At 70.4% G+C, this 20156-nt stretch carries 21 protein-coding genes; 7 read left to right on the plus strand and 14 right to left on the minus strand.

From position 1 onward, the window contains the following. Positions 1–103: 103 nt before the first annotated feature. Both WHN02_RS02505 and mshD read left to right on the plus strand, forming a co-directional pair. The gene (locus tag WHN02_RS02505) at positions 104–970 is read left to right on the plus strand and encodes a polysaccharide deacetylase family protein (RefSeq protein WP_434741871.1); all 867 of its coding nucleotides are present in this window, start codon (positions 104–106) and stop codon (positions 968–970) included. A gap of 120 nt (positions 971–1090) precedes the next feature. Beyond that, positions 1091–2017: a mycothiol synthase gene (mshD, locus tag WHN02_RS02510; protein WP_434743791.1), complete on the plus strand. Its 927-nt coding sequence runs from the start codon at positions 1091–1093 to the stop codon at positions 2015–2017. A 12-nt stretch (positions 2018–2029) separates the two neighbouring features. Here mshD and WHN02_RS02515 read toward each other — a convergent pair whose 3' ends face one another. The 8 genes from WHN02_RS02515 to WHN02_RS02550 all read right to left on the minus strand — a co-directional run bounded on the left by WHN02_RS02515 (position 2030) and on the right by WHN02_RS02550 (position 9359). Further along, positions 2030–2518, minus strand: a complete 489-nt coding sequence (locus tag WHN02_RS02515; RefSeq protein ID WP_434741872.1) for a hypothetical protein — start codon at positions 2516–2518, stop codon at positions 2030–2032. Positions 2519–2596: 78 nt separating this feature from the next. Beyond that, positions 2597–3487 carry a phosphate ABC transporter ATP-binding protein PstB gene (gene pstB, locus WHN02_RS02520; protein ID WP_434741873.1) on the minus strand — a complete coding sequence of 297 codons (891 nt, stop codon included), beginning with the start codon at positions 3485–3487 and terminating at the stop codon, positions 2597–2599. Positions 3488–3490: 3 nt separating this feature from the next. Further along, a complete protein-coding gene (gene pstA, locus WHN02_RS02525; RefSeq protein ID WP_434741874.1) occupies positions 3491–4411 on the minus strand; it encodes a phosphate ABC transporter permease PstA in 921 nt (306 codons plus the stop codon). Continuing rightward, positions 4408–5400: a phosphate ABC transporter permease subunit PstC gene (gene pstC, locus WHN02_RS02530; protein ID WP_434741875.1), complete on the minus strand. Its 993-nt coding sequence runs from the start codon at positions 5398–5400 to the stop codon at positions 4408–4410. Before pstC ends, pstA begins: the two co-directional genes overlap by 4 nt. 89 nt (positions 5401–5489) lie before the next feature. After that, positions 5490–6569 carry a phosphate ABC transporter substrate-binding protein PstS gene (gene pstS, locus WHN02_RS02535; RefSeq protein ID WP_434741876.1) on the minus strand — a complete coding sequence of 360 codons (1080 nt, stop codon included), beginning with the start codon at positions 6567–6569 and terminating at the stop codon, positions 5490–5492. A 226-nt stretch (positions 6570–6795) separates the two neighbouring features. Next, entirely contained in the window at positions 6796–7434 is a 639-nt protein-coding gene (locus WHN02_RS02540) for a phosphate signaling complex PhoU family protein (RefSeq protein ID WP_434741877.1), read from the minus strand. 212 nt (positions 7435–7646) lie between these two features. Further along, entirely contained in the window at positions 7647–8759 is a 1113-nt protein-coding gene (locus tag WHN02_RS02545; RefSeq protein ID WP_434741878.1) for a helix-turn-helix domain-containing protein, read from the minus strand. 297 nt (positions 8760–9056) lie between these two features. Beyond that, on the minus strand, positions 9057–9359 hold the full coding sequence (locus WHN02_RS02550) for a DivIVA domain-containing protein (protein WP_350894650.1): 303 nt from the start codon (positions 9357–9359) through the stop codon (positions 9057–9059). Between the two features lie 230 nt (positions 9360–9589). Here WHN02_RS02550 and WHN02_RS02555 point away from each other — a divergent pair, with 230 nt between their 5' ends. The 3 genes from WHN02_RS02555 (at position 9590) to WHN02_RS02565 (ending at position 10947) form a co-directional block, all read left to right on the plus strand. Continuing rightward, entirely contained in the window at positions 9590–9823 is a 234-nt protein-coding gene (locus WHN02_RS02555; RefSeq protein ID WP_434741879.1) for a winged helix-turn-helix domain-containing protein, read from the plus strand. Between the two features lie 186 nt (positions 9824–10009). Next, entirely contained in the window at positions 10010–10195 is a 186-nt protein-coding gene (locus tag WHN02_RS02560; RefSeq protein WP_434741880.1) for a helix-turn-helix transcriptional regulator, read from the plus strand. Between the two features lie 173 nt (positions 10196–10368). Next, positions 10369–10947 carry a hypothetical protein gene (locus WHN02_RS02565; protein WP_434741881.1) on the plus strand — a complete coding sequence of 193 codons (579 nt, stop codon included), beginning with the start codon at positions 10369–10371 and terminating at the stop codon, positions 10945–10947. Positions 10948–11515: 568 nt separating this feature from the next. Here the strand turns inward: WHN02_RS02565 and WHN02_RS02570 are convergent. Both WHN02_RS02570 and WHN02_RS02575 read right to left on the minus strand, forming a co-directional pair. Then, entirely contained in the window at positions 11516–12025 is a 510-nt protein-coding gene (locus WHN02_RS02570) for a helix-turn-helix domain-containing protein (RefSeq protein WP_434741882.1), read from the minus strand. Positions 12026–12188: 163 nt separating this feature from the next. Then, positions 12189–13055: an NUDIX hydrolase gene (locus WHN02_RS02575; protein ID WP_434743792.1), complete on the minus strand. Its 867-nt coding sequence runs from the start codon at positions 13053–13055 to the stop codon at positions 12189–12191. A 502-nt stretch (positions 13056–13557) separates the two neighbouring features. Between WHN02_RS02575 and WHN02_RS02580 the strand changes: the two genes are divergently transcribed. Continuing rightward, on the plus strand, positions 13558–14526 hold the full coding sequence (locus tag WHN02_RS02580) for a Gfo/Idh/MocA family protein (protein WP_434741883.1): 969 nt from the start codon (positions 13558–13560) through the stop codon (positions 14524–14526). Positions 14527–14583: 57 nt separating this feature from the next. Here the strand turns inward: WHN02_RS02580 and WHN02_RS02585 are convergent, their stop codons facing one another. The 4 genes from WHN02_RS02585 to WHN02_RS02600 form a co-directional block, all read right to left on the minus strand. Next, entirely contained in the window at positions 14584–15588 is a 1005-nt protein-coding gene (locus tag WHN02_RS02585; RefSeq protein ID WP_434741884.1) for an inorganic phosphate transporter, read from the minus strand. Positions 15589–15593: 5 nt separating this feature from the next. Then, entirely contained in the window at positions 15594–16220 is a 627-nt protein-coding gene (locus tag WHN02_RS02590; protein ID WP_350894625.1) for a DUF47 domain-containing protein, read from the minus strand. 141 nt (positions 16221–16361) lie between these two features. Beyond that, complete coding sequence (locus WHN02_RS02595) at positions 16362–17282, minus strand: PPK2 family polyphosphate kinase (protein ID WP_434741885.1); 921 nt, start codon at positions 17280–17282, stop codon at positions 16362–16364. Positions 17283–17373: 91 nt separating this feature from the next. Then, positions 17374–17880, minus strand: a complete 507-nt coding sequence (locus WHN02_RS02600) for a DUF402 domain-containing protein (protein WP_434741886.1) — start codon at positions 17878–17880, stop codon at positions 17374–17376. A gap of 69 nt (positions 17881–17949) precedes the next feature. Between WHN02_RS02600 and WHN02_RS02605 the strand changes: the two genes are divergently transcribed. Next, positions 17950–20145, plus strand: a complete 2196-nt coding sequence (locus WHN02_RS02605; protein WP_434741887.1) for an ATP-dependent DNA helicase — start codon at positions 17950–17952, stop codon at positions 20143–20145. Positions 20146–20156 lie beyond the last annotated feature (11 nt).

Consider the following 20156-nt stretch of genomic DNA (forward strand, 5'->3'; position numbering starts at 1 on the left):
ACTGCCGGATTAGCGAGGAAGGGACCACGGTGCGTGCAGTGAACACGGGGAGCCGGGCAGCGGGTGGCCCGAACCCACCCGAGGTACCGGGACGGAACGCCTGATGCGGGCCGCGACCGCCGGGCGGACCGTCGCGCTCGTCACCCTGGTGGTGGTGGCGCTCCTGGGCTCGGCGTACGCGCTCGGGCGGAGCCTGGTCGCCGACCCCGCCGCGCTCCAGTCCCCCGGCCTCGGTGCCGGGATGACCGGCACCCAGTACGCCGAACAACCCCCGGTGACCGGCACCGTGGACCCACCCCCCGGCGGACCCGACGAGGCGCCCCAGAGCGGCGGACCCTCGCCTGTCCCCTCCTCCTCCAGTGACGACGGCCTCTACGGCAGCCAGCTCACCACCGGCACCGACGCGGTGGCCCTCACCTTCGACGACGGCCCCGACCCGAGCTACACCCCCCAGGTGTTGCAGGTGCTGCGCGAGTACGGACTCAAGGCCACCTTCTGCGTCGTCGGCGAGAACGCGCGCAACCACCCCGACCTGGTCCGGGCGATCGCCGCCGACGGGCACACCCTGTGCAACCACTCGTGGAACCACGACCTCCTGCTCGGCAAGCGTTCGCCCGACGTGATCCGGGCCGACCTCGTCCGGACCAGCCAGGCGATCCGGGCCGCCGTACCGGACGCCCCGGTGGTGTGGTTCCGGCAACCCGGCGGGGCGTGGACGTACCCGGTGGTCTCGGCGGCCCGGGAGTTGGGCATGACCCCGCTGCACTGGACGGTGGACCCGTCGGACTGGCGGGCACCGGGGCCGCAGCGCATCGCCGACGTCCTGACCACCTACGTCCAGCCCGGCTCGGTGGTGCTCCTGCACGACGCCGGCGGCGACCGCCAGGGCACCGTCGACGCCCTGCGCTACGCCCTGCCCGACCTGACCAGCCGGTTCCGCCTCGCCGCCCTACCCGACGGCGCGACCTGACCGGTCCCGCCCGCACCGACACCCGTCCGACCCTTGCCCCACCCCGGGCACCGGCGTACCGAGGTCGGTCCCAGCGGTTACCGTGACGTGGTGAGCAGCGCCGAACCGACCACCGACCGGGTGAGCAGCACCGAGCCCACCACCGACCGGGTGGGCCGGGCCGACCGGCTCTCCGCCGCCGAGGTGACCGAGGTCCTGGCCGTCGTCCGGGCGGCCGCCGACGCCGACGGGGCCGAACCGCTGGACGAGCACGTCCTCCTGCGCCTGCGCGACCCCGAGGCCCCGGCCGTGCACCTCACCGCCCGCGCCCACGACGGCACCCTCACCGGGTACGCCCACCTCGACGTCACCGACACCGCCACCGGGACCGGGGTGGACCTGGTGGTGCACCCGGCCCACCGCAGGCGGGGCACCGGACGGGCGTTGGCCCGAGGCGTCCTGGCGGCGGTGACCGGGCCGGTGCGCGCCTGGTCCCACGGCGACCACCCGTCGGCCGCCGCGCTCGCCGTCGACCTCGGCTTCACCCGTGCCCGGGTGCTGTGGCAGCTGCGCCGGTCCCTGACCGCGCCGATCGAGCCACCCCGCCTGCCCGACGGGGTGACGATCAGGGCGTTCCGCCCCGGCGCCGACGAGGCAGCCTGGCTGGCGGTCAACGGCCGGGCCTTCGCCGACCATCCCGAGCAGGGCCGGTGGACCGAGTCCGACCTGCGGGTACGCCTCGACGAACCCTGGTTCGCCCCGGACGGTTTCCTGCTCGCCGTGGACACCGCCACCGACCGGCTGCTCGGATTCCACTGGACGAAGGTGCACGAGCGGCCGGGCTCACCACCGATGGGCGAGGTGTACGTGGTCGGCGTCGACCCGGCGGCCCACGGCGGCGGCCTCGGTCGGGCGTTGACCACCGCCGGGCTGGCGTACCTGCGGGACCGGCGCGGGTTGGACCGGGTGATGCTCTACGTCGACGACTCCAACCGGGCGGCGGTGTCCCTCTACGAGCGGCTCGGCTTCGCCGGCTGGGCGGCACACGTCAACTACCACCGGGGCTGAGACCCACCCGGGTCAGGTCGGTTCGGCGCGGATCTCCTGCCAACGTCGGGCCTGCTCGGGGCTGATCCAGTAGAAGGTGCCGGTCTCCCCGTCGAGCGAGCTGGGGACGTACCTGTTCAACGGCAGCCCGAGGTCACGGAAGGCCGGGTGGGCGCGCAGCATCCGGCTCACCCCGGCGAGGGCACCACCGAGCCGGTGTCGGGGCACCCCGATCGTGGCGCACACCTCCTCCGCCGAGAACCACTCGCCGGGCCGGGTGGAGAGCAGGTCCAGCATCCGCAGGACCGTACCGTGGCTCTTGGACCGCCCCCGGGCGAACTGCCTCAGCTCCGCCGTCGGCCAGTCGGCGGCCTCCGGTGGGCGGGGACGGGGCTGTCGGGGCACCGGCCGCGCCTGCACCCCCCAGTCGTCCAGCTCGGCCAGGAGCGCCGCGACGTGCTGCACGTACGCCGCCGGCACGGCGATGTGCACCAACTTCGAACCCGCGTCGTCGACGGACACATCACCTTCCCCCGGCAGCCGGCCACCCGGCCGCACCGACCCGTTCCCGTGTTCCACCCCGGCGTACGGGGTCACCGGTCAGCCGAAGCGGCCGGTGATGTAGTCCTCGGTCCGCTTGTCACCGGGGTTGGTGAAGATCCGCGAGGTCTGGTCGAACTCCACCAGCCGACCGTGGCGTACCTGCTTCTCGTCCACCTCGGCGGTGAAGAACGCGGTGTAGTGGCTGACCCGCGCGGCCTGCTGCATGTTGTGGGTGACGATGACGATCGTGTACGACTTCGACAGCTCGTACATCAGATCCTCGATCTTGCTGGTGGCGATCGGGTCGAGCGCCGAGCAGGGCTCGTCCATCAGGATCACGTCCGGCTTGACGGCGATCGTCCGGGCGATGCAGAGCCGCTGCTGCTGCCCACCGGAGAGGGCCAGTCCGCTGGTCTTGAGCTTGTCCTTGACCTCGTCCCAGAGGGCGGCACCGGTCAGGGCCTCCTCGACGTGGTCGTCGAGCTTGCCCTTGATCCCGTTGATCCGGAGCCCGTACGCCACGTTGTCGTAGATCGACTTGGGGAACGGGTTCGGCTTCTGGAACACCATCCCGATCCGGCGACGGACCTGGATCGGGTCCACGCCCTTGGCGTAGATGTCCTGCCCGTGGTAGCTGACGGTGCCGGTCACCCGGGCACCCGGGATCAGGTCGTTCATCCGGTTCAGCGACCGCAGGATGGTGGACTTGCCGCACCCGGAGGGGCCGATCATGGCGGTGATCTGGTTCTGCCGGATCGGCATCGAGGTGCCCCGGACCGCCTCGTAGCTTCCGTAGTGGACGCTGACGTCCTCCAGGTTCATCAGGGTGGTGGCGGCGCCGTCCGGGGTGTCCGGGGCGGCGGCGTTCCAGCCCTTCGTGGGGGCGCTCACGGCGACCGAGGGGTGGGAGGTGACGGTACCGGCGGAGGTGGTGTTCGGGGTGGCCATGGTTCAGCGCTCCTTCAGGGCGAAGCGGTTGGCGATGATTCGGGAGACGATCGTGAAGAGGACCACGATCACGATCAGGGTCAACGCCGCCCCCCAGGCCCGATCCTGGGCACCGATGAACGGCTGGCTCGCGTTGCGGAAGATCTGCGCCGGCAGCGCCGTGTTCGAGCCGTCGAAGAGGTTGGTGTTCGTGGAGAAGACGATGCCGGTGACGATGACGATCGGCGCTGTCTCGCCGGCCGCCCGGGCCACCGCCAGCAGGGCACCGCTGGTGATGCCGGAGATCGCCGCCGGAAGGACCACGGTCAGGATGGTCCGCCACTTGCGGGCCCCCAGCGCCAGGCTCGCCTGCCGCAGCTCGTCCGGGACCAGGCGGAGCATCTCCTCGCTGCTGCGGATCACCACCGGAAGCATCAGGCAGGCCAGCGCCAGGGACCCGGCGAAGCCGCTGAACTTGCCGACCACCAGGACCCAGGAGATGTAGATGAACAGACCCATCACGATCGACGGGACGCCGGTCATCACGTCGGCCATCAGCCGGATGACCCGGGCCAGCGGCTTCTGCTTGCCGTACTCGTTGAGGTAGATCGCGCCGAAGACGCCGAGAGGGATCGCCATCAGCGAGGCCATGCCGGTGATCAGCAGGGTGCCGACGATCGCCGGACCCATGCCCGGCCCCTCCCGGCGGTACGAGTTGGGGATGTCGGAGTTGAGGAAGTCCAGGCTCATCACCCCGGCCCCCCGACTCAGGACGGTCCACATCACCAGGCCCAGCGGAATGATCGCGAGGACCAGGGCCAGGTAGATGCCACCGGCGGCGACGTGGTTGACCACCCGCCGTCGCATCGACAGGGCACCCCGGCTCAGGTCCGGCGGGGTGCCGGTGCTCCGCTCGGGCGCGGGTCGCGTCGCGGTGGTGGTCACGCCACCCCTCCCCTCATCCGGGCCTCGGCCCGGCGGACGATTCGCTGCGCCGCCAGGTTGATCAGCACGGTCATCGCGAAGAGCACCACGCCGAGCCCGATCAGGGCGGCGGTGAAGGTGCCCGTCGACTCGCCGAACTGCTGCACGATGACGGCGGCCATGGTGTTGCCGGGCTCGAAGACGTTCGCGGAGATGTTCGTGGCACCGCCGACGACCAGGGCGACGGCGATGGTCTCGCCCATGGCCCGGCCGAGACCGAGCATCACCGCGCCGGTGATCCCGCCGAAGCTGTGCGGGAAGACCGCTCCCCGGATCATCTCCCAGCGGGTGGCGCCCAGGGCCAGGGCGGCGTCCTTGTCCGCCTGCGGCACGGTGCCGAAGACCTCACGGCAGATGGAGGTGATGATCGGGGTGACCATGATGGCCAGAATCAGGCCGGCGGTCATGAAGTTCCGGCCGCTGGCGGCCTCCCCGAAGACGCTTCCGACCACCGGGATCCCGCCGACGACGCCGTGCACGCCCCGGTAGAAGTCGACGAGCACCGGGGCGAGCACCAGGACACCCCAGAGCCCGAAGACCACCGACGGTACGGCGGCGAGCAGGTCGATCACGGTGACCGCCGAGGTGCGCAGCCGACGCGGCGCGAGTTCGGTGATGAACAGGGCGATGCCGATGGAGACCGGTACGGCGATGATCAGCGCGATCAGCGAGGTGACAGCGGTGCCGTACATGAAGGAGAGCGCCCCGAAGATGGCCGGCCCCTCGGCGGGGTTCGGGTCCCAGGTGCTCTCGGTGACGTACCGGAAGCCCATCTCGACGAACGCCGGCCAGGCTTCCCGAACTGTGGTGATCAGGATGAGGGCGAGGATCGCCAGCACCAGCAGCCCGGTGCCGAGGGTCCACCACGAGAAGGCACGGTCGGCGAGCAGCCCACCCCGCTGGGGGGCCAGCGTGGGTCGGTTGTCGGGTTTGTTCTCTGTCAGGGTCACCTTGTCTCCAGCGGCTCCGGCTACCCCGGTGGGGGCGGGATCGTCGATCCCGCCCCCGTCCGGCATCGCCTACGCGATCTCGGTCCTGATCAGCCCTGGACCTTGTCGATCTGGGCGAGCGCCTTCTCCTTCAGCGACGCGGGCAGCGGCGCGAAGTCGACGTCCTTGGCCAGGTCCTGGCCGTCGTTGAGCATGTACTTGACGAACGCCTTGACCAGCTCGGCGGTGGCCGGGTCGTCGTAGGAGGTCTTGACCAGCAGGAAGGTCGGGGCGGTGATCGGGTACGAGTCGGCCCCGGCGGCGTCGAGCGGGTTGTAGCTCAGGTCCTCGGCGACCTCGGCACCCTCCAGACCGGCGGTGGTCCCCTCGATCGACGGGGCGACGAACTGGCCGTCCTTGTTCTTGATCGAGGCGAAGGTGAGCTGGCTGGCAACGGCGTCGCTCAGGTCGACGTACCCGATGCCGCCGTCGGCCTGCTTGACGATCTGCGCCACACCGGTGTTCTTCTCGCCGCCCTGGGTGTTGGACGGCCAGTTCACGGTGTCACCGCTGCCGAGCTTCCAGGTGTTCGGGGCGGCGGCGGCGAGGTACTTGGTGAAGTTGCTGGTGGTGCCGGAGCCGTCGGACCGGTGGGCGACGGTGATCGGGGTGCCCGGCAGGGTCACGCCGGGGTTGTCGGCGGCGATGGCCGGGTCGTTCCAGTTCCGGATCTCAGCCTGGAAGATCTTCGCGAGGGTGTCCGCGCTGAGCTGGAGCTTGTCGACGCCCTGGAGGTTGTAGCTGACGGTGATCGGCGCGGCGACGGTCGGCACGTAGAGGTAGCTGCCGGCGGCCGGGCCGTCGGTGTCCTTGACCAGGCTGTCGGTGCCCGCGAAGTCGGTCAGGCCCTCGCCGAACTGCTTCTTGCCTGTACCGGAGCCGGTCGCGTTGTAGTTGATGGTGACGTTCGGGGCGACTTCCTTGAAGGCCGTGATGACCTCCTGGTAGTACGCGTCGGGGAAGCTCGCACCGGAGGCCTTCAGCTCACCGGAAAGGCTGGAGTATTCGCCACCGGCGTTGTTGCCGGAGCCCGGGGTGTCGCTGTCGCTGCTCGAGCCACAGCCCGTGAGCGCGAGCGCGGTGAGCGCTACGCCGGCGAGGACGCGGCGGGAGAGCACGTTGCGGTTCACCTCAGAATTGCCTCTCTCTAGGGGTTGTCCGGCCATCGGCGACCTGACAAGCCCGACGCTAGGGAGGGCAGGTAGCCGGATTCCCGGCACTTGGTGAACCGCAGGTGAACAGCTCTCACAGATGAGATTGCCACGGATCAGGGGTGACGACCTCGACGGACGGCGGTCCCGACCTCGACGGACAAAGGGTGACGACCCAGGCGGACCGAGGTGCCGACCTCGGCGGTCAGCGGACGCCGACGACCAGGTAGGCGACCTGTCGACCCACCCCGACCGCGTGGTCGGCGAAGCGTTCGTAGTAGCGCCCCAGCATCGCCACGTCGACGGCGGCCTGCACCCCGTACGGCCAGTCGTCGGTGAGCTTGGTGAACAGCGAACGCTGCAACTCGTCCAACTCGTCGTCGTCCAGCCCGGTCTGGAGCGCGTCGACCCGGTCCCGGGTCGCCATCACCAGGGCGGCCTTGTCCGCCAGCCGGGCCGCCGCGTCCGCCATCGCCACGAAGGTGGGGCGCACCTGGGCGGGCAGCACCGGGTCGGGATACCGGGCCACTGCCACCTTCGCGATGTGCGCGGCGAGCGCCCCCATCCGGCGCATGTCGCCGTTCATCCGCAGCCCCGCAACGAGCAGTCGCAGGTCGGAGGCGACCGGCTGCCGCCGGGCCAGCACCGCCGGGACCCACCCCTCGATCCGGTCGTGCAACTCCCGGGCGGCGGCCACCTCGACCAGCACCGTCCGCCCGGCCTCGGCGTCAGCGTCCAGCAGGGCGGTGCTGGCCCGCCGGATGACCGGACAGAGTTCCCGCCCGGCGACGGCCAGCATGCCGGCCAACTGGTCGAAGTCCGCCAGGTGCGTGTACCGGCTCATCCGTCCAGCCTAAACGGACATCCAGAACGCAGCGCGACCGAGACGTTGCCGTTTCCTCCCGCCAGACCCTGCACTCACCCACAAGTCGGCAGCACTCGCCCACGTCGACGGCGCTCGTCCACACGTCGGCGGCGCTCGTCGACGTCGGCAGCGAATGGCCCTCCGGCGGGCCACGATCTTCCAAGATCTCCGACGGGACCGGCACGGACCGGTCAGGCGACCCCGAGGGTGGTGGCCAGGTGCGCGAACGCCCCCGTGGCGGGTCCGCCCCGCACGACCTCGCCGACCGCCGTACGCCCGAACGGGCGCGACCGGACCTCGGCGGGCGCGATCCGGTCGGCGTCGACCAGGGCTCGCCCGGCTGTCGTCACGTCACCGACCAGCAGGTACGCCCGCGCGGCCTCGATCAGGTGCGCGGCCCGACACTCGGCGGGCAGCCCTCGCCAACACCCCAGGCCGACCGCCTCCTCGTGCCGGGTCACCGCCTCCCCCGCGTCACCGAGGTCGACTGCGGCAGCGACCCGAGCCAGGCCGACGACGATGGGACCGAAGTTCGTCCACTCCTCGTCGCGCCCCTCGCCGACTCGTCGGGCGATCTCGCCGGCCCGGTCGAGCAGAACTCGGACACCTCCTGGGTCGCGGCACCCCGCAGCAGCGAGGGCAGCTTGGACCAGCAGGGTCCCCTGCACCGACAACGCACCGGAGGGTGCGGCGCGCGCAGCAGTGACCATCGCCGTCACCGCCGACCGATGACGCCCCAAGGCCCGTAGCGCCGGACCCAGTGGCAGCGCCGCGACGGCCGTGAGCAGTGGATCACCGGCTGCCACCGCCACGGCCCGGTCGGCGGCGAGCCAGGCCGACTCCCCCGCACCCAGCTTGACCAGCACCGCCGAGGTGACCCGGTACACCTGGACCAACGGTTCCGCCCCACCCACCGACTGCTGCCGATGGGCACGTCGGGCGGCATCGAGCAGCTCCGGCAGGAGCCGCAGAAGCTGGGGATACTGGGCATGCTGGTAGGTCAGCCAGGCATGCCCGACCCGTCGACGCAGTTCGACGAGGGGAAACGCCGAACCCGGGCAGGGTCCGCCCGACGGGAAGTCGTACCGGGCGAGTGCGACCCGCACCGCCTCCACCCCGTCGACCCTGGTGGCAGGCGCACGGGGGGCCGCCTCGCGGCCCAGCAGCACCGCCGGGTCCACCCGGAGCACCCCGGCGAGATCCTGGATGACGGAGAACCGGTCGAGGGCATGCACCCCGCGCTCGACCTTGTCCACCCAACTCTTGGACTTGCCGAGCCGGTCGGCGAGCATCTGCTGCGTCATTCGCCGCCGGATCCGCCACTGCGCTACCCGGCGACCGATCGGCAGTTCAGCGACGGTCACGACGCCACCACCGCCCCTGGGCACCGGGCCGCTGACACCCTGGAATCCCGCCACCCGAATGCTCGGCCCACCGACCCCGGTTGACAGGCATCCGGCACCGGGCTCGGCAGGGCAGCTCGGCGCCACACCGGCAGACCCTTCGCCACCGGTGCCACGACCAGACCGGTCGGTGCCGCCGAGCCATCGCCAGTGCGGCGACCCGCACGAACTCGTCGTAGGACCCCGGCTCGTCGCCGCTCACCGGTAGAGGGCGTAGCGGTCGCGGGCCTGCTCGGACTGCCACTGCCGCAGTGCATCCTTGATCCGGCGGGTCTCCTGCCGCGCACGCTCGGCCGCCTCCCGCGCGTCGGTCAACTCGACAGCGATCCGATCGAGGAAGTTCTGCACGTCGTCAGGGTCCAACCCCCGCCGACCTAACGGGGTACGCCCGAACCGCCACCCCTGCACCTGCGCCGGCACCAACGGCACGTAGTTCCGAGCCCGGTACACGGCCCCGTCAGCCTGTCGATGCCGCCCCAGTCGACGGCCGAACAGCCGCACGAAGAGATGTCTCACAAGAACCGCCTTTCGACCGGTGCCATCACGTACCCGTTCGGCTTCGGCAGCTCCGGCCGCGGAACACCGTTCTCACAGCCGGAGCGCCTACCGTCCGTCCTCGCTGGTTTGCCGACCGTGAGGACTGCCATCAACCTGCCATGGCTACCCATTGCTAGTCAAGGTCTGCCCATGGATGGTTCACTCTCAGTTGCCGACCGTGAGAGGAACCATTCGTGCCACCGCAGTACGCCTACCAGCGCGTCGCCGAGGACATGACTCGCCGGATCGAGTCCGGCGAGTTCCCGCCCGGGGCTCGCCTGCCCAGTCGCGCCGAGCTCTGCGCGGAGTACGAGGTCTCAAGCTTCGTGGCCGACCGCGTCTTCCTGATCCTGAAGATGAACGGGCTCACCGAGTCGCTGCCTGGCGCCGGGGTGTACGTCAAGGAGAGCGCCCCGCCAGCACATTGACCGACGAGTCCGGGTAGACAGTCCGCCCAGGGCCTTCCGCCGAATCTCGCTGCCCTACACGCTCCCACCTCCATCGACCTTGCGTAACATCGTGAACGCTCTGCGCTTTGTAGTCAACCCTACTATGGGGGTTGACTACAGTGCGGCTGGGAAGGTCGCAGGGTGCCTCGAAAGCCGCTGCGCGTGATGGGAACCGCAGAGATCGCGGAGTACCTCGGCGTGTCCCGGCAGTGGGTGGAGGTCCTCAGCAAGCGCCGCGACTTCCCCGAGCCGTCCGCGATCCTGAAGGCCGGCCGGATCTGGCGGACTGAGGACATCGAGCAGTGGACGTCCGAGCACCGCCCCCAACCCGAACCCGACGAGTCCGGGTAGACGGTCCTCCCAGTCCCGGGCGGCGATCAGCGCTGCGGGTGCCCGATCCCCCGCTGCAACCTCAGCTCCTGTCGACTCGGTCGTGCCAGGTCGTCGAAGATCACGTGAACCGGCCTCCATCGGCTCACGTAGTGCGACTTACCGGATCACGGTCGGTCGAGGAGGAGGCGGCAGTGACAGACGACAGGGCCGTAGGGCCAGCGGAAGAGTCGTCCGACTCAGACAAGCGGCTCCAACACAACCTGAAACGCCTGTCGGACTCTCTGACACGGGAGAACAGGCGCGCCTTCGAAGCGCTGCCCGACGATGCCAAGCGGCAGGCGACAGAGGTGGAGAGCATCGTCGAAACCCTCGACGTCATCACCAAGTACACAGAGGATCTGGCCGCCAGCATGAGAGACCTCAACCACAACGGTGCAGACCTGCGCCGCTCACTTTTTCGGATCAGCCACACACCCGCCCTTCTCGACGACCAGAAGAAGTGGCTGAACGACTACATGCGGACGAACATCCCCGTCATGTCCGGCGCGGCACCTGTAGCAGAGCCTGAAGGTGGTTCACCGTCACCGTCCGCGACGGCGGAGACAGCGTCGTACGCCTCGATGAGTTCCGGGTGGCAAGGACGTGAGAACAACCCATCACCGGGCTCCAATAGCGCCGAACTGGGCCGACCTCCCGCTGAGGGCAGCGCCAAACGGCCACCGAACATCGCTTCGGCACCCGCACAGCAAACCCGCAAAACCCTCTCCTGACGTCGCCACAACTCTCGACCCCGTCGGGCCACGAACGAACAGTTGCTCGACGGGCACCGACGACGATCAGTTCCGAGGAGGGGGCAGCACGACGAGATCGATCCCTACGGTTTGGGTACGCGGTGAGTCGACTCCAGCGGTAGACGTCAGAACTTCGATGCCCAAAGGTGCGACCGCCCCCACTGGAAAATGTTTCAGGTTGTTCGTCACGATGACATCCGCTCGCCCTACCACAGCAGCAGCCAGAACGTGGCGGTCACCGGGGTCATTCGTCATGCCTTCGACAAGGGGCTGATACCCCGCGACCAGAGCGTCGCCGAAAGCCCTGTTCATGTCTTCAAAGAGTGCATCGAGCCGCCGAGGCTCGACGTCCGGACGCACGCGCAAGATCGCCCGACGAGTCTCGACGAGGATGTCCTACTCCAGAGCGGACGGTAAAGGTCCTCTTCGGCAACTCGCAACAGGGTGTCTCGGAGTGCGTTCGGAAACAGGACGTTCGCATCGAGAAGGGCGGAGAAGGGCACAGAGCCAGCTTAGGCAGGCCGGAAACCTGATGAAACCCTTGGATTCACTTTTGGTTTCCGAAACCTTGCTCAAGGTCATCTGCCGAAAGCTCGTAGAGCCCCATCTCCAGGCTCTCCTCCGTCATGCGCTGCAAGAGCCGCCGCCGCGCCTGCTGCCGATCCTGCTGATACTCCAAGATGTCGGCGAGCTTGATCCGGCGGTGACTATTGGGCCGATCGAAGGGGATCTTGCCCTCGTCGAGCAGTTTGGTGAGCGTCGGCCGGGAGACCCCGAGCATGTCTGCGGCCTGCTGGGTGGTGAGGGTCGTGTGGTGTGGAGCGATGGTGATGGCATAGCCGCTGGCCAGGGCTTCCAACGCGTTGACCAGGATGTCGTGCAGGCCGTCGGGAAGCTCCTTCGATGTGGAGCCGTCCGCACTCACCAGGCGTGCTCGCGCCTGCGGCACCTGCCGACCACGAGCGCGCAGGACCTCAAGCAGGTCCACGACCTCTGCACTCCTGGTCTCGTCGGGCAGAATCGTCTGCTCGTCCATGACCCGCGCGTTGGCTGCCATGGCCGTCAGCATGCTTTCAATTCGCAAGGATCGCAAGCCGTTCAAGGCCTATTCCTCGCTCTATGAAATTATCAACAAACGTGTCGTTATCGCCCAGCAGCGCTCCAGACGAGGTAGGAGCCGTGGGCGGCACGGCAGACAGCGAGGACAGCGGGATTCGGGATCAGGGCTCCCCGTTCAGCAGAAAACGCGGAGTCTCGCCGTCCAGGTCGACCAGGCAGGGCATGACCGGGGTGACGGGATCGCGGTCGGCGGCGAGGCGTACCACGTCGGTCAGGTCGGAGGCCGCAGCCACCTCGGCGAGGGTGACCCGGGTCGGAGGAAGCATCGTCAACTCCCCGCCCTCGGCCCGGTCGACCGCGTCGGCCGGGGGAAGCCAGAGCGAGTGGTCGGCCTCGCCGGAGACGTCCCGGGTCCGCTGCCCGTCCGGCAGCAGGGCGACGAAGAAGTACGTGTCGAAGCGGCGCGGCTCGAACTCCGGGGTCACCCACCGGCTCCACGGCAGCAGCAGATCGGAGCGGAGGGTCAGCTCCCGCCCGCGCAGGAACTCGGCGAACCCGAGACGGCGCTGTTCCATTGCGACCCGGTCGGCCTCCCAGTCGTCCCCACTGACGTCCCCGACGACTGCCGACGCAGTGTTCTCGACGACTGCCGACGCGGCCTCCCCGGCCACTGTCGACAGGGTGTCCCCGGCCACCGGGGCCGGGCCGGCGAGGAGGACCCCGGCCTCCTCGAAGACCTCCCGGGCGGCGGCGCAGACCACCGCTCGGGCGGCCTCCTCCGGCAGGGCGAGTCGACGGCTCCACTGGTCGGGGGTGGGTCCGGCCCAACCGGGGAGGGTCTGGGAGTCGGACGGATCGACGCCACCGCCGGGGAAGGCGTACATCCCGCCGAAGGTCATCGCGGCGACCCGGCGGATCAGATACACCTCGTACCCGATGTCGGCCGGACGCAGCAGCAACACCGTCGCGGCGACCCGGGGGACGGCCGGGGTGCCACCCTCGTCCCGGAACCGACGGGCCTGCTCCACCAACCGGGCCGGGGCGGCGAAACCCCGGGATGCCGGGGCGGCAGCGTGCTGCCTCGGTGCCGGGGTGGGGAGGCTCCCCGGACGTGTCGGGGTGGCGGGGCTTCCGGTCGGCGGAGCGGCGGAGCGGTCGGGCTCGGTGCTCATGTCGTGAGCCTAGTTCCCGATCGTGGGATCGGAGCGGCCGCAGCCGACCGGCGGGTGGTGCTCGATCCCGCTGTGGAGCTGCCCGCACGAACGGGGCACACCCACCGGGTCCCTGACCGGTCCCACAGGCGGGGCAGCTCCACAGTCGCTGACCGATCCCACAGCCGGGTAACCCCATCGGTCTCCGACCGCCCCCAGCTCCATCGACCCCCGACCGTCCCATACCTGGGGCAGCTCCACAGCGTCGGAGAGATGTTCCTTCCGTCAGCGGACGGAGCGGCGCGGCGGCAGGGACGAAACCGGTTCGGAGCGGGACGAGGGCTGGGAGCGCTTCCGTGAGCTGGGCTAGCGTGCTGACATGACACGTTGGGGGATTCTCGCCACCGGAAACATCGCCGCCCAGTTCGCCGCCGACCTCTCGCTGGTCCCGGGGGCCGAACTCGTCGCCGTCGGGTCGCGTACCGCCGCGTCCGCCGAGGCGTTCGCGGCACGGCACGGCGTCGAGCGGGCGTACGGCTCCTGGGCCGACCTGGCCGCCGACGACGACCTGGACGTGGTGTACGTCGCCACTCCGCACTCGGCTCACCACGAGGCGACGATGACCTGCCTCGACGCCGGTCGGGCGGTGCTGGTGGAGAAGCCGTTCACCCTGGACCTCGCCGACAGCACGGAACTCGTCGAGACCGCCCGCTCCCGGGGGATCTTCCTCATGGAGGCCATGTGGATGCGGTGCAACCCGGTCGTACGCCAGGTGTGCGACCTGGTCGCCGACGGCGCGATCGGGGCGCTCACCACAGTGCAGGCCGACTTCGGGATCGCCGGGCCGTTCCCCCCGGAGAGCCGGATGCGGGCCAAGGCGCTCGGCGGCGGGGCCCTGCTCGACCTGGGGGTCTACCCGGTGAGCCTGGCGCACCTGCTGCTCGGCGTCCCGGAGCACGTCCGGTCCTGGGCGAAGATCAGCCCGGAGGGGGTGGACGAGAACACCGGCATCGTCTTCGGCTACGACAGCGGGGCGGTGGCCACCCTGAGCTGCGGAATCCTCGGGCAGACCCCGATCCGGGCGGTCATCGGGGGCACCACCGGTCGGATCGAACTCGCCGACCCGTTCTTCCGGCCGGGCACCGTGACCGTGCACCGGGCCGGTGCGGAGCCGGAGACGATCGTCGCCGAGCACGTCGGGTCGGGGTACCAGGACGAGGCGATCGAGGTGCAGCGGTGCCTCGCCGAAGGGCTGACCGAGAGCCCTCTCGTGCCGCACTCGGCGACCCTTGAGGTGATGGGCCTGCTGGACGCGGTCCGCGCCCAGATCGGCGTCTCGTACCGCTGACCGCCGGACGGAAGGAAGGGCCGGTGCCTCGTCAGCGGCCCCTCCTTCCGGGGATCCCTACGCGAAGAGGGGGCGGACCAGGTAGTACATGAGGGCGCCGATGCTGCCGGCGGCGGGGAAGGTGAGGATCCAGGCGCCGATGATGTTGCCGGCCACGCCCCACCGGACGGCGGAGAGCCGCTTGGTCGCGCCGACCCCCATGATGGCCGACGTGATGGTGTGGGTGGTGGAGATCGGGGCACCGAGGACCAGGGCGTTGAAGTAGAGCACGCCGCTGGCGACGGTCTCCGCGGCGAAGCCCTCCGGGGGTCGCAGGTCGATGATCTTCCGACCGAGGGTACGGATGATCCGCCACCCACCTGCGTACGTGCCGGCGGCCAGCACCGCCGCCGAGGTCCAGAACGCCCACTCGGGGATGAAGCCGGGGTCGTCCTGGTATCCGCCGACGAAGAGGGCGAGCACCACGATGCCGATGGTCTTGGCGGCGTCCTGCATGCCGTGGCCGACCGACATGGCGGCGGCGGAGGCGGTCTGCGCCCACCGGAAACCCCGGTTGAGCTTGCCCGGGTGCCCGTTGCGGAAGATCCACTGCACGGCGATCATCGCGATGTACCCGAGGATGAAACCGATCATCGGGGAGAGCACCATCGGGATGATCACGCTCTCGCCGATGCCGTTCCAGAGCACCGTGCCGGAGGCCGCGATGGTCGAGCCGACCAGGCCCCCGATCAGGGCGTGCGACGAGGACGACGGCAGTCCGAAGTACCAGGTGATCAGGTTCCAGACGATGGCGCCGATGACCCCGGCGAAGACGATGGCCAGGCTGGCCCGCCCGGTGGGGAGACTGACCAGGCCGCTACCGACGGTCTTGGCCACCTCGGCGCCGAAGTGGGCGCCGATGAAGTTGCCGATGGCGGCCATGCCCAGCGCGACCCGGGGGGTCAGGGCGCGGGTGGAGATGCTTGTCGCGATCGCGTTGGCGGCGTCGTGGAAGCCGTTGGTGTAGTCGAACACCAGGGCCACCCCGATCACCGCCAGCACGGCGATGAGTTCGGGACTCACTGGGCTCAGGACTCCTTGACCGCGATGGTCTCGACGGTGTTCGCCACGTGCTCGAAGGCGTCGCAGGCGGCCTCCAGCTCGTCGGCGACCTCCTTCATCTTCAGCACGGTCAGGGCGTCGTACTCACCGGAGAAGAGCCGGACCAGGAGCATCCGGTACGCCTGGTCGCCCTCGTTCTCGAGCCGGTTGCACTCGATCCAGTAGTCCTCCAGGTCCTTGAGCCCCTTGAGCCGGGGCATCGCCTCGGCGGTCAGCCGGGCCTGCTGGTCGAGGACGTTGACCAGTTCGTGCATCTCCCGGGGGAGCGAGGGCAGCTTGGTGAGCCCGTACAGGTAGAGCAGGTTTCCGACCGCCTCCAGGTGGTCCATCACGTCGTCCAGCAGCGACCCGAGGCGGTAGATGTCCTCGCGGTCGAAGGGGGTGATGAAGGTAGAGTTGATCTTCTTGTACAGCTCGTGGGTGATCTGGTCGCTGTCGTGCTCGACCTCGGTCAGCCGCTCGCTGACCGATTGCACCTCGACGCCGGGCAGCGCAAGCTCGTTGAGCAGCTCGGTTCCCCGTACCAGGTTCTGCGCAGCCCTGGTGAAGAGCTCGTAGAAGGCACCCTCGTTCGGGCGGAAGGAAAACTTCACAGCAGGCCTCGTCGTGTCGATCGTAGGGGTGGCCGGCGACCCGCTGGGGTGCCCGCCCTGGGAATGCTAGGAGCCTTCGGATTCCCGGTTTCGCCGGCCCACCCCTGGTCAGACGACATTCACTGCTCGTTCACCTGTCGTTCATCTGTCCTGTCCCAGCAGGCGCACCAGTCGCTGCCGCTCCCCCGCCACGTCGAAGGTCGCGGCCGGGTACTCCAACCGCAGGTCGGCGAAGGTCTCCCGGAGCAGATGGGCCACCGCCCAGTCCCGGTACCACTTGCGGTCGGCCGGCACCACGAACCACGGCGCGGCGTCCGTGCCGCACCGGCTCAACGCCTCCTCGTACGCGGCCTGGTAGTCGTCCCAGCGGGCACGGGCGTCGATGTCGGCGGGCTGGTACTTCCAGTGCTTACGCGGATCGGTCAGCCGGGACAGGAGCCGGGCGCCCTGCTCGGCGTGAGAGATGTGCAACATCACCTTCACCACTGTCACGCCGTCGTCGGCGAGTTCCCGTTCGAAGGCGTTGATCTCGTCGTACCGGCCCTGCCAGGTCGCCTCGTCGACGAGCGAGTCGACCCGCGCGATCAGGACGTCCTCGTAGTGCGAACGGTTGAACACCCCGAGGTACCCGGCCGCAGGCAGGGCGCGGCGGATCCGCCACAGGAAGTGGTGGCGCAGCTCCTCGGCGGTGGGCGCACCGAAGGACCGGATATGCAGGCCCAGCGGGTTCATCGCCCCGGCGACCCGTTTGATGGTGCCGTCCTTGCCGCCGCAGTCCATGGCCTGGAGCACCATCAGGATCCGCCGGGACCCGACCGGCTCGGCGGTCCGGGCCGCGGCGAAGAGCATCTCCTGCTGCCGGGCCAGCTCGGCCCCGATCAGCCGTACCTGGGACCGGGCCCAGCCCTTACGGTCCGGTCCGGTGGCGGCGACACCGGGCAGTCCCGGGGTGGAGCGCGGGTCGATCGCGGCGAGGTCGACCGGGGTGCCGCCGGGCGCCACCCGCAGCAGTTCCCGCAGGTCGGCCCCGGTCGGGGCGAGGATCTCGGAGGGTGTGGTCATCTCGCGATCATCACCCATCGGGTCGACCTCGGCGACCGAGACGGGCGGCCTCGCCCCTGCCCTGGGCGGCGGTCGCGGGGCCGCCGGGTCCTCAGACCACCAGGGCGAGCCACTTCCGGTACGCGGTGGCGAACGGCTCGGTGCCGTCACCGAGCGCCCCGTACAGCCACCGGGAGGCCGCCTGGGCCTCGGTCACCAGGTCGTCGGGATAACCCCAGCGGGCCCGGTGCTCGGCGAACTCGTCCTCGTCGAGCAGCTCGACCAGACCGGTGGTCCGTCGCCGCACCACGTCGAGGTCCAGGTCGACCAGGTGCACAGTGTGGTCGGACTCCCACCGGGCCGGGGCGGCGATGTCGCAGTAGACCTCGCTGGTGCGCGGCGGCGGGTTGAACATGCAGGTCCACCAGGCGTGGTGCGGCACCAGCAGGACGAAGGGGATCTGCTCGACCGAGGGACGACCGTGGTAGACCGACTCGGTGCCTTCGGTCACTCCCACCCAGACGCCGAGGTCGTCCTCGGCCAGTCGGCGGGCTGGGTAGTCACGGTGGATGCCGCCGTCGAACTTGCGGTAGATCACACGGACCACGTCACTGGGCATGAGTCCCCACCCTAGTCGAAAACCCCTTACGCGTCGCTTGGCGCAAACAACCGGACACTTGACGCGAAGATGCCGTACGGTGACCCGCCACGCCCCGCCTGGGCCACTGTCGGTGTCGGCGGCAGCGGGTACGGTGCCACGGTGACCGCGTCCCGTCCCGCCTCCGCCGCCGCGAGTTCCCCCGCTTCGACGAGCCGCAGCGGTCGCCGCCGGGGCTCCCGGCCGAGCGGGGTCGACCTGCTCACCGCCGCGGTGGAGGCGGTGCCGGGTGGGGCGGCCCGACCGGGCCAGCAGCAGATGACCGAGGCGATCTCGGCGAGCATCGCCTCCCGGGAACACCTCCTGGTGCAGGCCGGCACCGGCACCGGGAAGTCCCTCGGCTACCTGGCTCCCGCGTTGACCGTGGACGGTCCGGTGGTGGTCTCCACCGCCACCCTGGCGTTGCAGTCCCAGCTCGTCGAGCACGACCTGCCCCGGCTCGCCGACGCGGTCACCCCGCTGCTGGGTCGGCGGCCGACCTTCGCCGTGCTGAAGGGCCGCCACCACTACCTCTGCCTGGCCCGCCTCGACAACTCCAGCGAGGACGAGCCGGGCGACACCCTCTTCGACGACCCGCGCCCGGCGGGCGGGACGAAGTGGCTCGGTGAGGCCGGTCGACTCGGCAAACAGATCCAGCGGCTGCGGGACTGGGCGATGGAGACCGACACCGGGGACCGTGACGAGCTGGACCCGGGCGTGGACGACCAGGCCTGGCGGCTGGCGTCGATGCCCGCCCGGGAGTGTGTCGGGGCGTCACGGTGTCCGTTCGGGGACGAGTGCTTCGCCGAGGCGTCCCGCGCCCGCGCCCGGGAGGCCGACATCGTGGTCACCAACCACAGCCTCCTCGCCGTCGACATGCTGGCCGGACGGCACATCGTCCCGCCGCACAAGCTGCTGATCGTCGACGAGGCCCACGAGTTGGCCGACCGGGTCTCCTCGGCGGCCCAGGCCGAACTGACCCCGGACCTGATCGACAGGTCGGCCCGACGGGCCCGACCGCTGCTCAAGCCGGAGGTCGCGGAGGCGCTCACCGAGGCGGGTGACGCCCTCGCCGTCGGGTTGGGCGAGACCGGGGCCGGCCGGTTGACCGGGGGGCTGCCGACGGTCCTGCGGGAGGCGTGCACGGTGCTCGACTCGGCCACCCGGGCCGCCCTCGACGCGCTCGGCGACGTCAAGTCCGACGACCCCGACCCGGTCCGCAAGCAGCAGGTCAAGGCGGTCCTCGACGACCTCTCCAAGACCAGCCAGCGGCTCCTGGAGGAGGCCGACCACGACGTGGCCTGGGTGGAGAAGCACGAGCAGGGCAGCCGACGGGCGCTGGTGGTCGCACCGCTCTCCGTCGCCGGAACCCTCGCCACCCACCTGTACGAGGAGCGTACGGTGGTCGCCACCTCGGCCACCCTGACGTTGGGCGGGCGGTTCGACACGGTGGCCCGGGCCCTGGGGCTGGAGGCTCCCCCGGTGACCCCGCCGTCGCCGGCCGCCGACGCGCAGGCCCGCGCCACCGATCGGCGTACCGCCGCCCCCACCCCGGTCGAACCGGCGACCGAGGGGGACGGTTGGCGTTCGCTGGACGTCGGTTCCCCCTTCGACTACGCCCGCCAGGGCATCCTGTACGTCGCCGCGCACCTGCCCCGGCCCAGCGCCTCGGGGCTGCCCGACGCCGCCGGGGAGGAGTTGCTGACGCTGGTGCAGGCGCTCGGTGGGCGTACCCTCGGGCTGTTCTCCTCCCGACGGGCCGCCCAGCAGGCGGCGGAGCTGGTCCGGGCGCGGACCGACCTGCCGGTGCTGTTGCAGGGCGAGGAGGCGCTGCCGTTGCTGGTCCGTCGGTTCCGTGAGGAGCGTTCCAGCTGTCTGTTCGGGGTGATGTCCCTCTGGCAGGGGGTGGACGTGCCCGGTGACTCCTGCCAGCTGGTGGTGATCGACAGGCTGCCGTTCCCTCGCCCCGACGAGCCGCTCGCGGCGGCCCGGGCGGCGGCCGTGGACTCCTCCGGCGGGTCGGGTTTCGCCGCGGTGAGCGTCCCGATCGCGGCGATCCGGCTGGCCCAGGGGGTGGGTCGGCTGATCCGGGCGACCGGCGACAAGGGGGTGGTCGCGGTGCTCGACTCCCGGCTGGAGACGGCCCGGGGTTACGGCCCGTTCCTGCGTCGGTCCCTGCCGCCGTTCTGGTACACCACCCGGTCGGAGGTGGCCCGGGGGGCGCTCGAACGGCTCGCGAAGAGCTGACCGGACGCCCG

Origin of the sequence: Micromonospora sp. SH-82 (genome assembly GCF_051132485.1) — a bacterium.
Classification (GTDB): Bacteria; Actinomycetota; Actinomycetes; order Mycobacteriales; family Micromonosporaceae; genus Micromonospora.

Excerpts from the sequence above, each read along its gene's own strand:
- WHN02_RS02505 (WP_434741871.1), top strand. The coding sequence starts at position 104 with ATGCGGGCCGCGACCGCCGGGCGGACCGTCGCGCTCGTCACCCTGGTG.
- pstB (WP_434741873.1), bottom strand. The coding sequence starts at position 3,487 with ATGGCCACCCCGAACACCACCTCCGCCGGTACCGTCACCTCCCACCCC.
- WHN02_RS02540 (WP_434741877.1), bottom strand. The coding sequence starts at position 7,434 with ATGAGCCGGTACACGCACCTGGCGGACTTCGACCAGTTGGCCGGCATG.
- WHN02_RS02545 (WP_434741878.1), bottom strand. The coding sequence starts at position 8,759 with ATGACGCAGCAGATGCTCGCCGACCGGCTCGGCAAGTCCAAGAGTTGG.
- WHN02_RS02560 (WP_434741880.1), top strand. The coding sequence starts at position 10,010 with ATGGGAACCGCAGAGATCGCGGAGTACCTCGGCGTGTCCCGGCAGTGG.
- WHN02_RS02570 (WP_434741882.1), bottom strand. The coding sequence starts at position 12,025 with ATGGCAGCCAACGCGCGGGTCATGGACGAGCAGACGATTCTGCCCGAC.
- WHN02_RS02580 (WP_434741883.1), top strand. The coding sequence starts at position 13,558 with ATGACACGTTGGGGGATTCTCGCCACCGGAAACATCGCCGCCCAGTTC.
- WHN02_RS02595 (WP_434741885.1), bottom strand. The coding sequence starts at position 17,282 with ATGACCACACCCTCCGAGATCCTCGCCCCGACCGGGGCCGACCTGCGG.
- WHN02_RS02600 (WP_434741886.1), bottom strand. The coding sequence starts at position 17,880 with ATGCCCAGTGACGTGGTCCGTGTGATCTACCGCAAGTTCGACGGCGGC.
- WHN02_RS02605 (WP_434741887.1), top strand. The coding sequence starts at position 17,950 with ATGCCGTACGGTGACCCGCCACGCCCCGCCTGGGCCACTGTCGGTGTC.